The organism is Psychroserpens luteolus, from assembly GCF_021032705.1.
In the GTDB taxonomy this organism is placed as follows: Bacteria; Bacteroidota; Bacteroidia; order Flavobacteriales; family Flavobacteriaceae; genus Psychroserpens; species Psychroserpens luteolus.
The window spans coordinates 59,642-74,217 of sequence record NZ_JAHVXI010000006.1; the positions used below are offsets into that span (position 1 = coordinate 59,642).

Annotated in this window: 15 protein-coding genes; 4 read left to right on the forward strand and 11 right to left on the reverse strand. The window is 33.0% G+C overall.

Going from position 1 to position 14,576, the window contains the following annotated elements:
* The first annotated feature begins 39 nt into the window (after positions 1 to 39).
* Positions 40 to 1,596, forward strand: a complete 1,557-nt coding sequence (locus tag KWG70_RS14450; RefSeq protein ID WP_230936756.1) for an alanine/glycine:cation symporter family protein — start codon at positions 40 to 42, stop codon at positions 1,594 to 1,596.
* On the opposite strand, the gene KWG70_RS14455 is transcribed toward KWG70_RS14450, so the two are convergent.
* A complete protein-coding gene (locus tag KWG70_RS14455) occupies positions 1,593 to 2,033 on the reverse strand; it encodes a hypothetical protein (protein WP_230936757.1) in 441 nt (146 codons plus the stop codon). The two genes, KWG70_RS14450 and KWG70_RS14455, sit on opposite strands and share 4 nt — an antisense overlap.
* 71 nt (positions 2,034 to 2,104) lie before the next feature.
* Here KWG70_RS14455 and KWG70_RS14460 point away from each other — a divergent pair, with 71 nt between their 5' ends.
* Positions 2,105 to 2,548 carry an Lrp/AsnC family transcriptional regulator gene (locus KWG70_RS14460; RefSeq protein ID WP_230936758.1) on the forward strand — a complete coding sequence of 148 codons (444 nt, stop codon included), beginning with the start codon at positions 2,105 to 2,107 and terminating at the stop codon, positions 2,546 to 2,548.
* Between the two features lie 2 nt (positions 2,549 to 2,550).
* Here KWG70_RS14460 and KWG70_RS14465 read toward each other — a convergent pair whose 3' ends face one another.
* Genes KWG70_RS14465 through KWG70_RS14475 form a run of 3 tightly spaced genes read right to left on the reverse strand, consistent with a single transcriptional unit; the run spans position 2,551 to position 4,908 of the window.
* Entirely contained in the window at positions 2,551 to 3,312 is a 762-nt protein-coding gene (locus tag KWG70_RS14465; RefSeq protein WP_230936759.1) for a DJ-1/PfpI family protein, read from the reverse strand.
* 10 nt (positions 3,313 to 3,322) lie between these two features.
* Positions 3,323 to 3,700, reverse strand: a complete 378-nt coding sequence (locus KWG70_RS14470; protein WP_230936760.1) for a VOC family protein — start codon at positions 3,698 to 3,700, stop codon at positions 3,323 to 3,325.
* Positions 3,697 to 4,908, reverse strand: a complete 1,212-nt coding sequence (locus tag KWG70_RS14475) for an MFS transporter (protein ID WP_230936761.1) — start codon at positions 4,906 to 4,908, stop codon at positions 3,697 to 3,699. The genes KWG70_RS14470 and KWG70_RS14475 overlap by 4 nt, the downstream gene beginning before the upstream one ends.
* A 226-nt stretch (positions 4,909 to 5,134) precedes the next feature.
* Here KWG70_RS14475 and KWG70_RS14480 point away from each other — a divergent pair, with 226 nt between their 5' ends.
* Complete coding sequence (locus tag KWG70_RS14480; RefSeq protein WP_230936762.1) at positions 5,135 to 5,740, forward strand: DUF1684 domain-containing protein; 606 nt, start codon at positions 5,135 to 5,137, stop codon at positions 5,738 to 5,740.
* Here the strand turns inward: KWG70_RS14480 and crcB are convergent.
* Together crcB and KWG70_RS14490 are read right to left on the reverse strand one after the other, a co-directional pair.
* The gene (crcB, locus tag KWG70_RS14485; protein WP_230936763.1) at positions 5,737 to 6,111 is read right to left on the reverse strand and encodes a fluoride efflux transporter CrcB; all 375 of its coding nucleotides are present in this window, start codon (positions 6,109 to 6,111) and stop codon (positions 5,737 to 5,739) included. The genes KWG70_RS14480 and crcB overlap by 4 nt on opposite strands.
* A 3-nt stretch (positions 6,112 to 6,114) precedes the next feature.
* Complete coding sequence (locus KWG70_RS14490) at positions 6,115 to 7,134, reverse strand: SRPBCC family protein (protein WP_230936764.1); 1,020 nt, start codon at positions 7,132 to 7,134, stop codon at positions 6,115 to 6,117.
* A 104-nt stretch (positions 7,135 to 7,238) separates the two neighbouring features.
* On the opposite strand from KWG70_RS14490, the gene KWG70_RS14495 reads away from it, so the two are divergent.
* Positions 7,239 to 9,278, forward strand: a complete 2,040-nt coding sequence (locus tag KWG70_RS14495) for a dipeptidyl peptidase 3 (RefSeq protein ID WP_230936765.1) — start codon at positions 7,239 to 7,241, stop codon at positions 9,276 to 9,278.
* 162 nt (positions 9,279 to 9,440) lie between these two features.
* Here KWG70_RS14495 and KWG70_RS14500 read toward each other — a convergent pair whose 3' ends face one another.
* From KWG70_RS14500 to KWG70_RS14520, 5 genes are all read right to left on the reverse strand, one after another.
* Entirely contained in the window at positions 9,441 to 10,250 is an 810-nt protein-coding gene (locus KWG70_RS14500) for a hypothetical protein (protein WP_230936766.1), read from the reverse strand.
* An 82-nt stretch (positions 10,251 to 10,332) separates the two neighbouring features.
* Positions 10,333 to 11,109: a prolipoprotein diacylglyceryl transferase gene (locus KWG70_RS14505; RefSeq protein ID WP_230936767.1), complete on the reverse strand. Its 777-nt coding sequence runs from the start codon at positions 11,107 to 11,109 to the stop codon at positions 10,333 to 10,335.
* Positions 11,110 to 11,195: 86 nt separating this feature from the next.
* The gene (locus KWG70_RS14510) at positions 11,196 to 12,059 is read right to left on the reverse strand and encodes a porin family protein (protein ID WP_230936768.1); all 864 of its coding nucleotides are present in this window, start codon (positions 12,057 to 12,059) and stop codon (positions 11,196 to 11,198) included.
* 38 nt (positions 12,060 to 12,097) lie between these two features.
* A complete protein-coding gene (locus KWG70_RS14515; RefSeq protein WP_230936769.1) occupies positions 12,098 to 12,721 on the reverse strand; it encodes a response regulator transcription factor in 624 nt (207 codons plus the stop codon).
* Complete coding sequence (locus tag KWG70_RS14520; protein WP_230936770.1) at positions 12,718 to 14,571, reverse strand: sensor histidine kinase; 1,854 nt, start codon at positions 14,569 to 14,571, stop codon at positions 12,718 to 12,720. The genes KWG70_RS14515 and KWG70_RS14520 overlap by 4 nt, the downstream gene beginning before the upstream one ends.
* Positions 14,572 to 14,576: the final 5 nt, after the last annotated feature.

Sequence of the window (14,576 nt, forward strand, 5' to 3'; positions counted from 1 at the left end):
TTTTTGAAGTTTCAGTGCAATTTGCCAAAAACTTCATTCATGATACTTCTACTTCAAAATCAATCATTAGACGAGCAAATCAACGAAAAATTTAGTGCAGCAACCCAATGGTTTGTTGATGCTATTTTTGCCGAAATTCCAATTACTGAAACGGTAGGTATTCCTTGGGTATTGATTGTCTTAATTTTAGGAGCAGGATATTTTACGTTCTATTATAGATTTATCAATATTAGGGCATTTTTAACTGCGATTAAAGTAGTTAGAGGAGCTTATGATGACTTGGAAGAATCGGGTACTGTATCGGTATCAGATGCCGTATCATCAGTTGATGGTGATAATCCGGATACAATACGAGTAGAAGGTCATGGTGATGGAGAGGTAAGTCACTTTCAGGCATTAACTGCTGCAGTTTCAGCTACGGTAGGTTTAGGAAATATTGCAGGCGTGGCTATTGCTTTATCAATTGGTGGAGCAGGCGCTACTTTTTGGATGGTCCTGGTCGGATTGTTGGGCATGTCTTCAAAATTTGTAGAGTGCACACTTGGTGTAAAATATAGAGAGGTAGATGCTAATGGCACTGTATATGGTGGCCCCATGTATTATCTAAAGAAGGGATTATCTGAAAAAGGACTAGCTAAACTTGGGAAAGTTTTGGCAGTTGCTTTCGCCATTATGTGTATTGGTGGCTCTTTTGGTGGTGGAAATATGTTCCAAGTGAATCAAGCATTTAAACTCTTCGAATATGTTACAGGAGGCGACTCTAGTTTTTTATCGGGTCATGGTTGGGTTTTCGGATTGATAATGGCAATCTTTGTTGGTATCGTTATTATTGGAGGGATAAAGAAAATTGCCAAGGTAACTGATAAGGTTGTACCAGTAATGGTGGTCGTTTATTTACTGGCTGTTTTAATAATTTTGGGTCTAAACTTCTCTAAAATTCCAGATGCTTTTGCTGCAATTTGGGATGGGGCTTTTAGTCCGCAAGGTATTGGAGGCGGATTTGTAGGTGTACTTATCCAAGGATTTAAACGTGCTGCATTTAGTAATGAAGCAGGAATTGGGAGTAGTTCTATTGCTCATAGTGCCGTAAAAACAAAGCATCCAGCTAGTGAAGGGTTAGTCGCCTTGCTAGAGCCATTCATAGATACTGTTTTGGTGTGTACGATGACCGCTTTAGTTTTAATTATTACTGGTCAAGTAGACACTAGTACAGAAATTAGTTTTGAGCAAGGTGTTATTTTAACAGCAACTGCTTTGGAGAGTGGTATATCATGGTTTCCTTATGTACTTACCGTCGCTGTAATATTATTTGCTTTCTCTTCTATGATCTCATGGTCTTATTATGGCTATCAATCTTGGAGTTTTCTCTTCGGAAGAGGAAAGAAAACAGAATATACCTATAAATTACTTTTTTGTGTATTTACAGTTATTGGTGCAGCGGCAACATTAACAGCAGTAGTAGACTTTAGTGATGCTATGGTGTTTTCAATGTTGGTACCTAATATGATTGGTCTATTTTTGCTTCGTAAGAAAGTAGCTTTAGAATTGTCAAAATATCAATTGCTAATTAAGAAGACCTTAAAGCGAAAAGTCTAAAGCGTCATCATCCACGAACGTTGCAAGCGCTTGAATTTTTTGAGCTCACTTTGAAGAATAGGTAAGAAATCTTTTCCATTACTATTACAGTGCTGTAGACGATTACAGTTAAGATGTAAACGATGAGTTAAGCGTTCTATAGAATCTAGATGTTTATGTTTTTTATCTGAAAAACGCTCGGCCTGAGCTTTTTCTATTTCGGGAGCTAAAGATTCAGATTGTTGAATGATATCTCCAGAAAAATAAATATCTGCATCTTCTGTACCGTCAGGTCTTAAATATGATAAATCGTGGTTGATATACGTAGAAATGCTTCTTGATAGCACAAGAATATCCATAGCCTTTTGATATATAGGCAGTTCTGACAGGTTTGATGGTAGGTTATAATTCATTTTTTCAATAGCAATGGTAACAAAATTAGTGACAAGTAACGACATGTCACTTTATTATTTAAAGTAAAAACGTATATTTGATTTAATTATTAACGTATATTTTAAAATTACTTTAAATGTATATTGACTCTTTAAATTGGAACATTTTAAAATGTCTACAACTCAGTGCTAGACAATCTAATGCCGAAATTGGTCGTCAGGTTGGTATTAGTTCTCCAGCTGTTTCAGAGCGTATAAAGAAAATGGAAGATGCTGGTATTATTGAAAGTTATAACGCTTTAGTATCTCCTTTTGAGGTTGGATATCAACTTAAAGCTTTAATTACTCTAAGGGCATTTATGGGCATGCTAAAGCCTTTTTTAGAAAAAGTGAAAACTTATGATGAAGTGATTAATTGTTACCGAATTACTGGTAATGAAAATATAGTAATGGAGGTGGTTTTAAAAAATCAAAAACATCTAGAGTCCTTTATTGATCAATTGATTGTTTATGGTGAAACCAAAACACAAATTGTACTATCTCATGTGATTAAACATAATGAAGTTAAACCTCTAAAATAATACTATTTTTCAATTATTAGATGCGGTACTTCGCCTAGTTTCCAATCAATAACTAAACCTCCTGCTAGACTTTTAGCTATATCTTTTCCATAGAGATATTCACATAAGTATAGTGCTGCTTCAAATGATTTTGCACCACCAGCAGAGGTAATGTATTTTCCGTCATGAACAAATAGCACTTCTTTTCTTATATCCAATTCTGGAAAACGTTTTCTCATCGTATCAATGTCACTTGGAAATGTTGTCGATACGACATGGTCTAATAGTCCAGCTTGTGCTAAAACAAAAGCACCATCACAATGTGAGGTGATAAATTGCGCCTCTTTATCAACACGTTTAACAAAATCAATCATGACTTGATCATCTAGGTCTGTATCTAAATGGTGTTCGGCACTTGGTACAACAAGAATATCAATTTTTGGTAGTTTATCTTCGGTATAATTAAAATCTGGTAAGATGCGCATACCTTCAAAAGTGACAATTGGTTCATCTGTTTTAGCCACAGTAAATACATTCATAGCTTTGATACTATCTCTAAAAATAGTATGCTGAAAAATGTCAAAAGGTGCAGTTAACTCTGTGTTATAGACACCATCCATAATTAAAAAAGCGACATTATAGCGATTGGGTTCTAGCTTAGGAAACTGTTTTTTATTCTCTTTTATTTCAGTTTGCACCTCATCAGTTTTTAGGCTCTCTTTCTTTTCAGAAGTACTACAACTCACAATTAATGATAGTGCTAGTATATAAATAATATGTTTCATTATAAGTGTTTTAATTAATACGCCAGGGCGGATTTTTTCTATTACTACCTGCTTTAAATAGTATGATGTGATTGTTATCCAAATCATGTAAATGGGCTTCACGCCATAACCAATCTTTGTCTTCAGGTTCTGAAGTAAATATAATCCCTTTTTGCTGAAGTTCCTTTACTAATTTATCGAGATTATCATCTTCAAAATAAATTGTAATACCGTTACCACTAGGTAATGTGTTTACTTTGTGGATGGAAAATGTCGCATGGCCATCTGGACACTCAAAGCGCACATAGCGAGGCAAGGCATCAACAATGAGTTTAAGCCCCAAAGTTTGATAAAACTCTGAGGCTTTTTTTACATCTATTGATGGTATTGTAATTTGGTTTAAATTCATACGTGGAGTTTTTTAGTTTTCAATCTATTATTGAGCGTAAACAAAATCAAAGCACATACAAAGGCGATGGCAGTTATGATATACCACGTACTATCGTATCCTAATTTGCCTGTCATTTGCAACCCAGCATTATGTCCAAAGATATGAGCGATAGAAAATGACATAGAATATAAGGCCATATATTCTCCTTGATTTCCTTTTTTAGCTCTTTCTACAGCAAAAGCATTTGAAAACGGAAAGGCTACCATCTCACCAAATGTCATTAACAGCATACCAACTACCAAAACACCAGTCCAACTTGTCAGATTTAAAACGAGTAGACTTAAACCAGTTAAAACGGCTCCAGCAAACATAAGACTCAACTTTGAGTGTCTAGAATCTTCTAACCACTTAATCAATGGCATTTCAAAGATGAATATGATAAACCCGTTAAGACCTAAAAGCAATCCAATTTCTAATTCACTCAGGATATGTACATCTTTATAATAGATCGTAATGGTAGAAAAATATTGTAAGAACACAATTCCAAACAAAGCCATGGCGATTAAGAATACTAAAAATGCTTTATCGTTGTATGCCGAATCAGGATTGTCATTTTCAATGGTATCTAATACTTTTGCCTTTTTTGGGTTCAATACTTTAATCATAACAAAAGTTGCTACAATACAAGTGATGCCATCTACCCAGAACAAGCCACTATAACTCAGACCAGTAATAATTAATCCGCCAATAGCTGGTCCAGCTGAAAACCCTAGATTTATAGCTAGACGAATTAATGTCAATGATCGTATTTTATTTTCAGGTTTGCTATAGGCATTGAGTGCGACAAACATCGCAGGTCTAAATGTATCTGCCACTAACATTACTAAGAATATACCAATACAAATTGACGCAAATGTGGTCAGAAACTGCATCGCAATAAACAAGATGCCTGTTGATAACAAACTTCTTACCATAACCTTATAATAGCCTATTTGATCGGTTAGTTTACCACCAAGCCATGAGCCAGCTACAGAACCTAATCCATAAGCACTCATAATCCACCCAACATCACCAACGGTAAAGTGTAAATCTTCTTTTAGGTATAATGACAAAAATGGAATAACCATTGTACCAGCTCTATTAATCAAAGTAATTAATGCGAGCCACCATATCTCTGTGGAGAGACCTTTAAATGTGTTGAGGTAATTGTTGAATAAAGTTTTCATTTTGATTGTTGTATAAAAGTAAAAAGTCCGACGATATCGTCGGACTTTTTATGATTGATTGGTTATATAATTATATTATCATAGCATATAGGAAGTCCGACTCTTTAGAAAAGAGGTCTGTCTTTTTGTATATGTTACGACGCAGTTTTGCATTATTCTCGATTATTGTTCCCCAAAACTATGAAAAATTTGTTTATGTTGTATTTTTGAAATGAAAAATATAATTATGAGATATTATTTATTGGGTATTCTAGTTGCTATCTCAACATTGAGTTGTGCACAGGATAAAAGACCTATTGCGGGCGAAACTGAATTTCAGAAAGACATAAATGCAGAATATAAAGATGCCACTACATCGCCATTAAAGGATAAAGATCGAAAGAACTTTAAGAGTTTAGACTTTTTTAAGTTTGATTCTACGTTTGTTGTGAAGGCTAATTTAAAACGAACTCCAAATTCAAAATGGTTTAAAATGCCAACAACAACGAGTCGAGTTTCAGATGAACGGGTATATGGTATTTTGTCTTTTGAGTTAAACGGAAAACAATATAACTTAAATGTATATCAGGGAAAGGATCTTATGAAAGAAGCAGAATATGAAGATTATCTATTTCTTCCGTTTTTAGACAACACCAATGGTGGTGAAAGTTATGGCGGCGGACGCTATATTGATTTAAGAATTCCTGAAGGTGATGAGATGACGATTGATTTTAATACGGCTTATAATCCGTATTGTGCTTATAATGAAAAGTATTCTTGTCCGATTGTTCCTCGAGAAAATTATTTAGACCTAGAAGTTAGAGCAGGAGTAAAGACGTTTAAAAAGTATTAGAACAGTAAATCTGTTGCCATATAGCCTAACCACACACAGAAAAATCCTATAAATATACTGGAGAGGACATAGGTGAGAAAAAGTTGAGTTTGTCCAGCTTTAAGTAACGATATACTTTCATGTGCAAATGCAGAATAGGTAGTAAATCCACCACAAAATCCTGCTACCAAAAATACAAATAGGTCATTTGCTATTTTACCTTTAACGAGCATATAGCCAAAAACTATTCCTATAATAAAACTACCAACAAGGTTAACAATAAATGTCGCCCAAGGAAAGTGGAAACTGTCAAATGTAAATTGTTTTCCGATCAAAAACCGAAGCGCACTGCCAATGCCACCACCAAGAAAGACTAATAAAAGTTGTTTCATGTGTTATTCAACTTCTAAGTAAACTTCGGTAATCCATTCGGCAGGATTAGGAGTTGTCATTGGATCTGTTAAATAGGATTCAATAGCCATTCCATTTTCAGGTTGAACCAAATTGTTTTTGGTAATATAAGCCATAGCCGTTTCCCAAGTTTCTTTAAGGTTTTCATAGTTACCTGTAAGTACAGTTTTAACCGCTTTAAAAGGCTCTATCTGACCTGTGAGCACATCTGGATCATTGGTCATAATCTTAGAGGTTGTTGGAATACAACATGAAAACATGACCGTATTATTTTCTTCATCCCATGTATGATAAATCACAAAGGGCTTTCCTGCCATTGTAACGTTGTTAGACATAGCATAACCTCCTATTTTAGGCATCATTTCTTGCATTTTATCTTTAAAATCTTCCATTTTGCAAGAGGTGGTATTGTACAAGTAAAAACCACCACTATGTTGAGTGATACCATCCACATTAACACTATATTTTTTCATATCTACAACCAGAATACTATCTAATTTTTCTAGACTTCTTTCGTAATTTGGACCAATTTGTTTTTCCATTCCACCCATAAGCGCCGAAAAAGCTTTAAAACCAAATGGCAGGTCTTTTCCAGAGATAGACCAAGTGACCTCTGTAGTACCATCCTTGTTGTCTTTTAAATCCCATCTGACATCAGATTTAGGAAAATCGGCAAATTGCATTTCTTGAATAATCGTTTCATTGGTTTTTGCATCAATGGTTTTCATAGTGCCTACACCATCTTTATCTTCCCATTGATAAGAACCATCAATGCCTTTGGTCTGTTCAGGTAGCGTAATGATCATATCTGGATCTGCTTCAGCCCAAGACGACCAAGCTTCCCAGTTTTTGTAGTCGATAACATTATTATAAACAACACTAGTAGGTGCATTGATTGTTTTAGTTCGTGTGACCTCAAAAGAGTTGGGTTGAACAGCAATGTAAATAGATGCGCCTATAAAAAAGATAACCAATAAAAACAGTACATATTTAAGTGCTTTCATTTTTTGATTTTTGATTAGAAATTAATTAGGTACTCAAAGATAATCAATTTTAGGAGATGTTATTAAATGTTTACATTTGCGAAACAACAATTAAATATTTAGCAATGAAATTAAAATTTATCCTAGTATTCTTTATTACAGCAGGTATCATGTTTTCTTGTGGAGACGATAAAAAGGCTGATGGTACAGATGCTAATAAGGTAACAAAAAATGAAGCGTTTAGCTTTAATGTAGAACAATTTGCAGACATTAAGATCTTACGATATCAAATTCCTGGTTGGGAGAACTTGTCGTTAAAAGAGCAAAAATTAGTGTATTATTTAACACAAGCAGGTTTGTCTGGTCGTGATATTATGTGGGATCAAAACTACAGACATAATCTAAAAATTAGAAATGCATTAGAAAATGTATATGCTAATTATGGAGGCGATAAAACGTCTAACGATTGGAAAGCTTTTGAGACCTATTTAAAACGAGTTTGGTTCTCTAATGGAATTCATCATCATTATTCAAACGATAAACTGAAGCCTGAGTTTTCTTCAGATTACTTAAAAGGACTTCTTACAGACACCAATACAAAACTTGAAGGCGAAGCTTTTGATGTTATTTTTAACGATAAAGATGCTAAGAAAGTTAATCTAACTAAAGATGTTGATAATGTATTGTTATCGGCAGTTAATTTCTATGGACCAAATGTAACTACTGCAGACGTAGAAAGCTTTTATAAAGCTAAGACGTCTCCTAATCCGGAACAACCTTTGTCATTTGGTCTAAATTCTCAATTGGTGAAAGAGAATGGTGTTTTGAAAGAACGCGTTTATAAGTCTGGTGGATTATATGGTTCTGCTATTGATGAAATTATCAAATGGTTAGAATTAGCTCAAGGTGTAGCTGAAAACAAAGCGCAGGGTGATGCCATAGGGATCTTAATTAACTATTACAAAACAGGTGATTTACAAACTTGGGATGATTATAATGTCGCTTGGACAGCTGCAACTGATGGTAATATAGATTACATTAACAGTTTTATTGAAGTTTATAATGATCCTGCAGGATATAGAGGATCGTATGAAACGATTGTCCAGATTAAAGATTTTGATATGTCTCAGAAAATGGCAGTGCTCTCTGAAAATGCACAATGGTTTGAAGACAATTCACCTTTAATGGATGAGCATAAAAAAGATACTGTTGTTGGTGTGACGTATAAAGTGGTTACTGTAGCAGGTGAAGCTGGAGATGCATCTCCAAGTACACCAATAGGCGTGAATTTACCAAATGCAAACTGGATTAGAAAGGAAGTAGGAAGTAAGTCGGTGTCTTTAGGTAATATCATTAATGCCTATAACAATGCGGGTAGTACAGGTCGTTTAAAAGAGTTTGTTCATGATGATGAAGAGTATGAATTAGAAAAGAAATATGGACAATTAGGTGATAAATTGCATACAGCACTTCATGAAGTTATTGGTCATGCTTCCGGACAATTAAATCCTGGTGTTGGAGAAACCAAAGAGACGCTTAAAAAATATGCATCCACTTTAGAAGAAGGGCGTGCAGATTTAGTAGGATTATACTACTTATACAATCCGAAATTACAAGAGTTAGGATTAGTCGATGACTGGAAGGCCGTTGGAAAAGCAGCTTATGATGGCTACATAAGAAATGGATTAATGACACAATTAATACGTTTGAAATTAGGAGATGACGTAGAAGAAGCTCATATGGTAAACAGACAATGGGTATCTGCTTGGGCATTCGAAAAAGGAAAAGCTGATAATGTAATTGAGAAAGTAACTAGAGATGGTAAAACGTATTTCAATATCAATGACTATGAGAAGTTACATGAGTTATTTGGTCAGTTGCTAAGGGAAACACAACGTATCAAATCTGAAGGTGACTACGAAGCTGTAGAAGCTTTAGTGGAAGGTTACGGTGTTAAGGTGGATCAAGCAATACACGCTGAGGTTTTAGAACGTAATAAACAATTTACATCTGCACCTTATAGCGGATTTGTAAATCCAGTACTCGTTGCTGAAACCGATGATAATGGTGAGATTACTGCTATTAAAGTAACTCAGCCAGATACTTTTGATGGTCAGATGTTAAACTATAGCAAGATTTATGGTTTCCTTCCTGAGGAGAACTAGATGATATACATTATATAAGGTAAAAAGGATGTCATAACAGACATCCTTTTTTTGTTGATAAATAATTGTTTTCTCCCTATTGGTTTTATCAACGTTGATTAATAGTAAAATCTTAACAGTAAATAATTGTAATAAGACAAATAATTGTTTGTTGAGTATCTATTATTGCTGTTTTAAATTATACTTTTCTCTATACCAATTTTCTAATCGATCTGAATTAATAATTTTATAGATCTCTAGGTTTTTCATTTCTTCTAGGTTTTTTGGAGCTAGATCTTTGTGAGCATATAGACTTGGATTTTTGTTTGCGATTCTGTTTGGGGTATTCTCAACATAAAAAGAACAGTTTTTAGTTATTCTATTGCTGCTGTTATAGGTTCCATTGTCACCAAAATAGAAATTGTTATCAAAGTTGTGTTCGGGTACATTTCTTGGTGCATTAGCATTAAAATCTACTGTATAAAAACCAGGTGTAAGTATTTCAAAAGCTGTTGCTGTAAACACTTTTCCATTTGATGGGACTTGAGGAGTAAACATGCCTTGTAAAGGTTGTTCTCCACTAAAAAGAGGACCATTAATTGTTAGTCTAGGTGCAGTAGTTGAAGGACCAGCTGTATTGCCTAATTCACAATTGGTTGGAGAAAATACATTATAAATGCTTGTAGCCATATCTATGACATCACCAACCAAAACACCTTGACTAGGCGGAAATTGATTGTTAAACAATTCTTGAGTTCTTCTATTGTAATACAATTCATTTAATCCTTGGATTATTTGTCCTGTATTTTGATCTATTATTGGATTACCAAACTGATCAAACAAATCTGCAATTACTGGTATGGTTAAATCTGCTAAGGCAATTGCGTCGCAAGGATCTGTATCGCAAGAAAGATTTGTCGATACAGTAGTAACCGATAATACGACGATACCTAAAATACAGAATAGGCGTTTAATTGGGTTGAAGTATTTCATAAGACATTAGATTTAATTAATAGTCAAACTTATGTATTAAGATTATGCGGTTAAATACCTAATAGCGGGTATTTTGATTATTCTAAATAAGGGGTTTTGTTTTTAGTTTAAAGTAAAAAATAGAGGTAAGAATAATTAAAATCACACCAATGATTTGGGAGTGAGAAAAATAGTTGTTTATAAGATGACCTCTCTCGTCACCTCTAAAACACTCTATGATGATTCGACCAATTGCATAGCATAATACATAAAGAATGAATACTTCTCCGTCATATTTTTTTCTCTTATAGATATAATTAAGAAATAAGAATATAATTGCTAATAGAGTTACCTCATATAGTTGCGTTGGATGTACTTTGTTTGGATATGATTTGGGAAATACAACACCAAAATCAGAAAGTTTTCCATAACAACATCCAGCTAAAAAACAACCAACTCTTCCAAAAGCATGAAGTATTAAAGTACTCAATACAATAATATCTAAAGATTTTAAAATAGATTTATTATGGATTTTCAAATACCAAATAATACTTATTATACAAACAATAAATGACCCATAAAAGACATAACCTCCAGAGATAAGATCGACTACATGCTTAGGTGTATTTATAAAATAAAATGGTCTTTCAAAAAACAGGAATAACTTTCCGCCAATAAAAGCCGAAGCGATAATTAGAAGTAATAGATTTATATTAAAAAAGTAGTGATCACTTTCTTTCTCTTTCTTTTTCAGAAAAATAACAGCTATAATACTTCCTGCAATAATGCATAATGGGTAAGAGTATAGTGTAATAGTATCTGTGCCTAACAATACTTTTAGAAAATCTGGAACCTTAAATTCAAATAGTTGTGAATACATTGTGATATTGATTTACTCAAATATCTTAATGAAAGGCCAACAAAAAAATCCCCAATAGAGGGGATTTCTATCACGAATATATTTATTTAATCAGTTTTAAAAGGGTTTTTGTCGAGTCTGAAAGATATAGATACAAACGGATTGAATCTTATATAGTCGTCATGTAATTGATCAAATGTCAAATTTTCATTTAGGACTTGATTTTTTGTATACTGAGATAAAAGTCTTTTTTGGTTATGAAAAGCTCCACCAATAGAAACTGTAATATTTTCATTATAGATTATTGATGGACCTAAGAATACTGATAAGCTACTATCAAAATCATAGCCTATACCTCCAGATAAACCAAATTGCCAATTCTTGTTGCCTTTTATATAGCTATTTGGTAACCATGTAAACATCAAAGTTGGGTGATAATCAAATTTTTTACGATTTGTACCTTCGGTAATCATATAAGAATCATCTCCAATATCTTTTGAAAAATAAGTGTCTTGTTTGGTGATATAAATAAAATTAAAACCAAAAGTTGTTCGCCATTGACCACGAGCTTTAGTTTTATAGATATATTTAAATGTGGAGGTTTTTGTTTCGGTTCTATTGCCATCTGCATCTTTTCCTATATCAAAAACATCTATTGTAATAGTTAATTGCTCACCGTTTAACAAGTCGAAAGTTCCTATTTCTCGCTCTACATTTGGACCAGCTGCAACACCTCTAACTCCAAATCCTTCAGGAGTTTCTAATTTTTCGATAGTCATATTCTCTTTAATTGCAGATAATTTATATTGTTTGCTAACATCTACATGTGTCATAGAAAAGTGATAAGCTCCAGCTTTGATTGTTATTTCTTGATCTGTAACATTACCTGAGACATCTATTTTAAAATTAGTTTGAGCGTGAGTTAAATTGAAAATTAATAAAATAAATGTTAGTGAGAATATTGATTTCATAATATTGTTGGTTTGTTTAATTAATAGCATTTAAGGTTTTAAAAACGATATTTTTTTTCTAAAGCATAACGCATTAATTCCCCTTTTCCTTGAAGACCTAAGATACGCGCCATATTTTTTCGATGTGTATCAACCGTATGAGTTCCAATAAAGAGCTCATCTGCAATCTCCCTTGACGTTTTTCCTAATGCAATGAGTTCTAAAATTTCAATTTGACGTTTGGTTAAAAGCCCTTTCTTTTTTGTATTGTTTTCTGAAGCAAGCACATTTGTATTAATGTTTGCGTCAAAATAAGTCTCTCCTTTTGCTACAGTGCGAATTGCATTTAGGACTTCAGAAAGCGAAGAATTTTTTAAAATATACCCTGTAGCTCCTGCATTCAGCATTTGTTTTATAGCATCTGTTTGATCAAACATTGAAAAAGATAAAATCTTAATTTCTGGATTAAATTTTTTAATTCGTTTGGCCGCTTCAATACCATCCATTTTTGGCATACGAATGTCTGTAAGAACTACTGTTGGACGTTTTTTTTGTACAATCTCTAAAAGAGCTTCACCATCATTAGCAGTGCCAACAATAGAAATATCATCTTCGTATTCCAAAAGTAATTGTATACCATCAATAAGTGATTGATGATCTTCGGCTATGGCTAATCGTATCATAATGGTAAGTCAATTATTACAGTTGTCCCTTTTTGTTTTTCAGATTCTATAGTCATGGTGCCATTTAGATGTTCTACGCGTTTGTCTATACTACTTATACCCATTCCTTTATTGGTTTTAGTGATTTGACTTGTATTGAAACCCTTACCGTTATCTTCAACCATTAAATTAAGACTGTCTTCATGATTTGTGATATGTATGGTGGCTTCGGTTGCATTGGCATGCTTAATTACATTGGTAATTAGTTCTTGTATAATTCTGAAAATAGTAAGTTCTAAACTATTCTCTAATCGATTTTCTAATCCATGATCTAAAACATCAATCTTAATTGAATTAGATGCTGAAATTTTCTCAGCCATTTCAGTTATCGCCTTCAGTAATCCTTGCTTGGCAATCACACCAGAATTCTTGGCATGCGCCACAGTTCTTACTTTGTTGTAAGCTTCGTCAATAAGTTGATTGGTTTTACTATAGAGTTCAGGTGTTTGTTTCTCTTTTAATGCATTGAAATGGAGCTTAACTGTTGCCATGAGTCCGCCTAAATCATCATGTAAATCATTAGCAATGCGTTGACGCTCTTTTTCCTGACCTTCAATCATAGCATCAATGGCTGTGAGCTCTTGTTCTTTTAAAACAGTCGCTAGTTTTTGAGTTTCCAGTTCTTTCTCCTGCTCAGCAAGTTTTTGTTTGCGTTTGATATTTTTAAAGAGGAGGAAAGCAATGATACTGCCTAGAGCTAAGCTTCCACCCAAGCCTATAGCTATATTTCTGTTTTTTTTCTTCTGTTGCTGTTCTATTAACAATTTTTTCTCGTTTTCTGAAGTGTCGTATTTAGCTTTAATTTCAGCAAATTCTAAATCTTGATTTATTAAATCTAAACTATCCTTTATTTGATTTTCAATTTGTTGATAGTAAAAAGCCTTGTCATATGCATTTAATGATTTGTATCCTTCTTTTAAAAATTGAGCAATTGATAATTTAAATCTTGGATTGGTTAGACTGGTTTGAGTATTATTTAGACTATCTAGAAGCTGTATAGCTGTATTATGCTTTCCTTTTTTTTGGAGAATTATAGACTTATTAATATCTAAACCTATTTTCTCGTTAAGAATAAATGGAGTATCATAATATGCATATTCCTTTTTTGATTTATCAATATAAAAGATAGCACTATCGAGATTGTTCTCAAACATCATATAATAGACGCTTTTTAACTGATATGCCTTAGCCTTCAATAAACTAAGATTGTTTTTTCTTGATAATTTAATTAGATTATCAATATGAGTGATATCTATCCTTTTTGTAGTACCATATGCATATTGCATAAGGTAATTAGTTCTGAAGTAGTTGAAGTAAAAGAACTCAAAATCATCATAAATATAATTTTTGTATTCTTCATTATTTTCTTTAAGTGAACTAATGTTTTTCTGTGTATTTAAATAATGATTGCATATCCGTTTGTATGCTTCACATATTATTGGTTTATTATTTAACTCTTTTCCAATTCTCAAGGCTTGTTCATATTCATTTAAGTATTTTGATACAGAATATTCGTTTTTAGAATATAAATAATCACCTTGATTTAATTTGTCTAAAGCTTTTTGAATAGTACTTGATGGTTTTGTTAGCGAATATTTGTAATAAGTACTATCGGATATTTTTCCAGATGTGTTTTTTTCAATTTGACATTCTATATAAGCAAAAATGAAGGCATCATTATATGATGCCTTTTTAGTTTTTAATAACTCATATTGATTAGTTTTGAGTGATAAAATTGTGTGCTCAATTAATTCTGCCTCTATTGAATTTTGTCCAAGACAAACAAAATTAACAATTGTCAAAGCAAACATAATAA

Excerpts from the sequence above, each read along its gene's own strand:
- KWG70_RS14450 (WP_230936756.1), top strand. The coding sequence starts at position 40 with ATGATACTTCTACTTCAAAATCAATCATTAGACGAGCAAATCAACGAA.
- KWG70_RS14455 (WP_230936757.1), bottom strand. The coding sequence starts at position 2,033 with ATGTCGTTACTTGTCACTAATTTTGTTACCATTGCTATTGAAAAAATG.
- KWG70_RS14460 (WP_230936758.1), top strand. The coding sequence starts at position 2,105 with ATGTATATTGACTCTTTAAATTGGAACATTTTAAAATGTCTACAACTC.
- KWG70_RS14465 (WP_230936759.1), bottom strand. The coding sequence starts at position 3,312 with ATGAAACATATTATTTATATACTAGCACTATCATTAATTGTGAGTTGT.
- KWG70_RS14470 (WP_230936760.1), bottom strand. The coding sequence starts at position 3,700 with ATGAATTTAAACCAAATTACAATACCATCAATAGATGTAAAAAAAGCC.
- KWG70_RS14475 (WP_230936761.1), bottom strand. The coding sequence starts at position 4,908 with ATGAAAACTTTATTCAACAATTACCTCAACACATTTAAAGGTCTCTCC.
- KWG70_RS14480 (WP_230936762.1), top strand. The coding sequence starts at position 5,135 with ATGAGATATTATTTATTGGGTATTCTAGTTGCTATCTCAACATTGAGT.
- crcB (WP_230936763.1), bottom strand. The coding sequence starts at position 6,111 with ATGAAACAACTTTTATTAGTCTTTCTTGGTGGTGGCATTGGCAGTGCG.
- KWG70_RS14490 (WP_230936764.1), bottom strand. The coding sequence starts at position 7,134 with ATGAAAGCACTTAAATATGTACTGTTTTTATTGGTTATCTTTTTTATA.
- KWG70_RS14495 (WP_230936765.1), top strand. The coding sequence starts at position 7,239 with ATGAAATTAAAATTTATCCTAGTATTCTTTATTACAGCAGGTATCATG.
- KWG70_RS14500 (WP_230936766.1), bottom strand. The coding sequence starts at position 10,250 with ATGAAATACTTCAACCCAATTAAACGCCTATTCTGTATTTTAGGTATC.
- KWG70_RS14505 (WP_230936767.1), bottom strand. The coding sequence starts at position 11,109 with ATGTATTCACAACTATTTGAATTTAAGGTTCCAGATTTTCTAAAAGTA.
- KWG70_RS14510 (WP_230936768.1), bottom strand. The coding sequence starts at position 12,059 with ATGAAATCAATATTCTCACTAACATTTATTTTATTAATTTTCAATTTA.
- KWG70_RS14515 (WP_230936769.1), bottom strand. The coding sequence starts at position 12,721 with ATGATACGATTAGCCATAGCCGAAGATCATCAATCACTTATTGATGGT.
- KWG70_RS14520 (WP_230936770.1), bottom strand. The coding sequence starts at position 14,571 with ATGTTTGCTTTGACAATTGTTAATTTTGTTTGTCTTGGACAAAATTCA.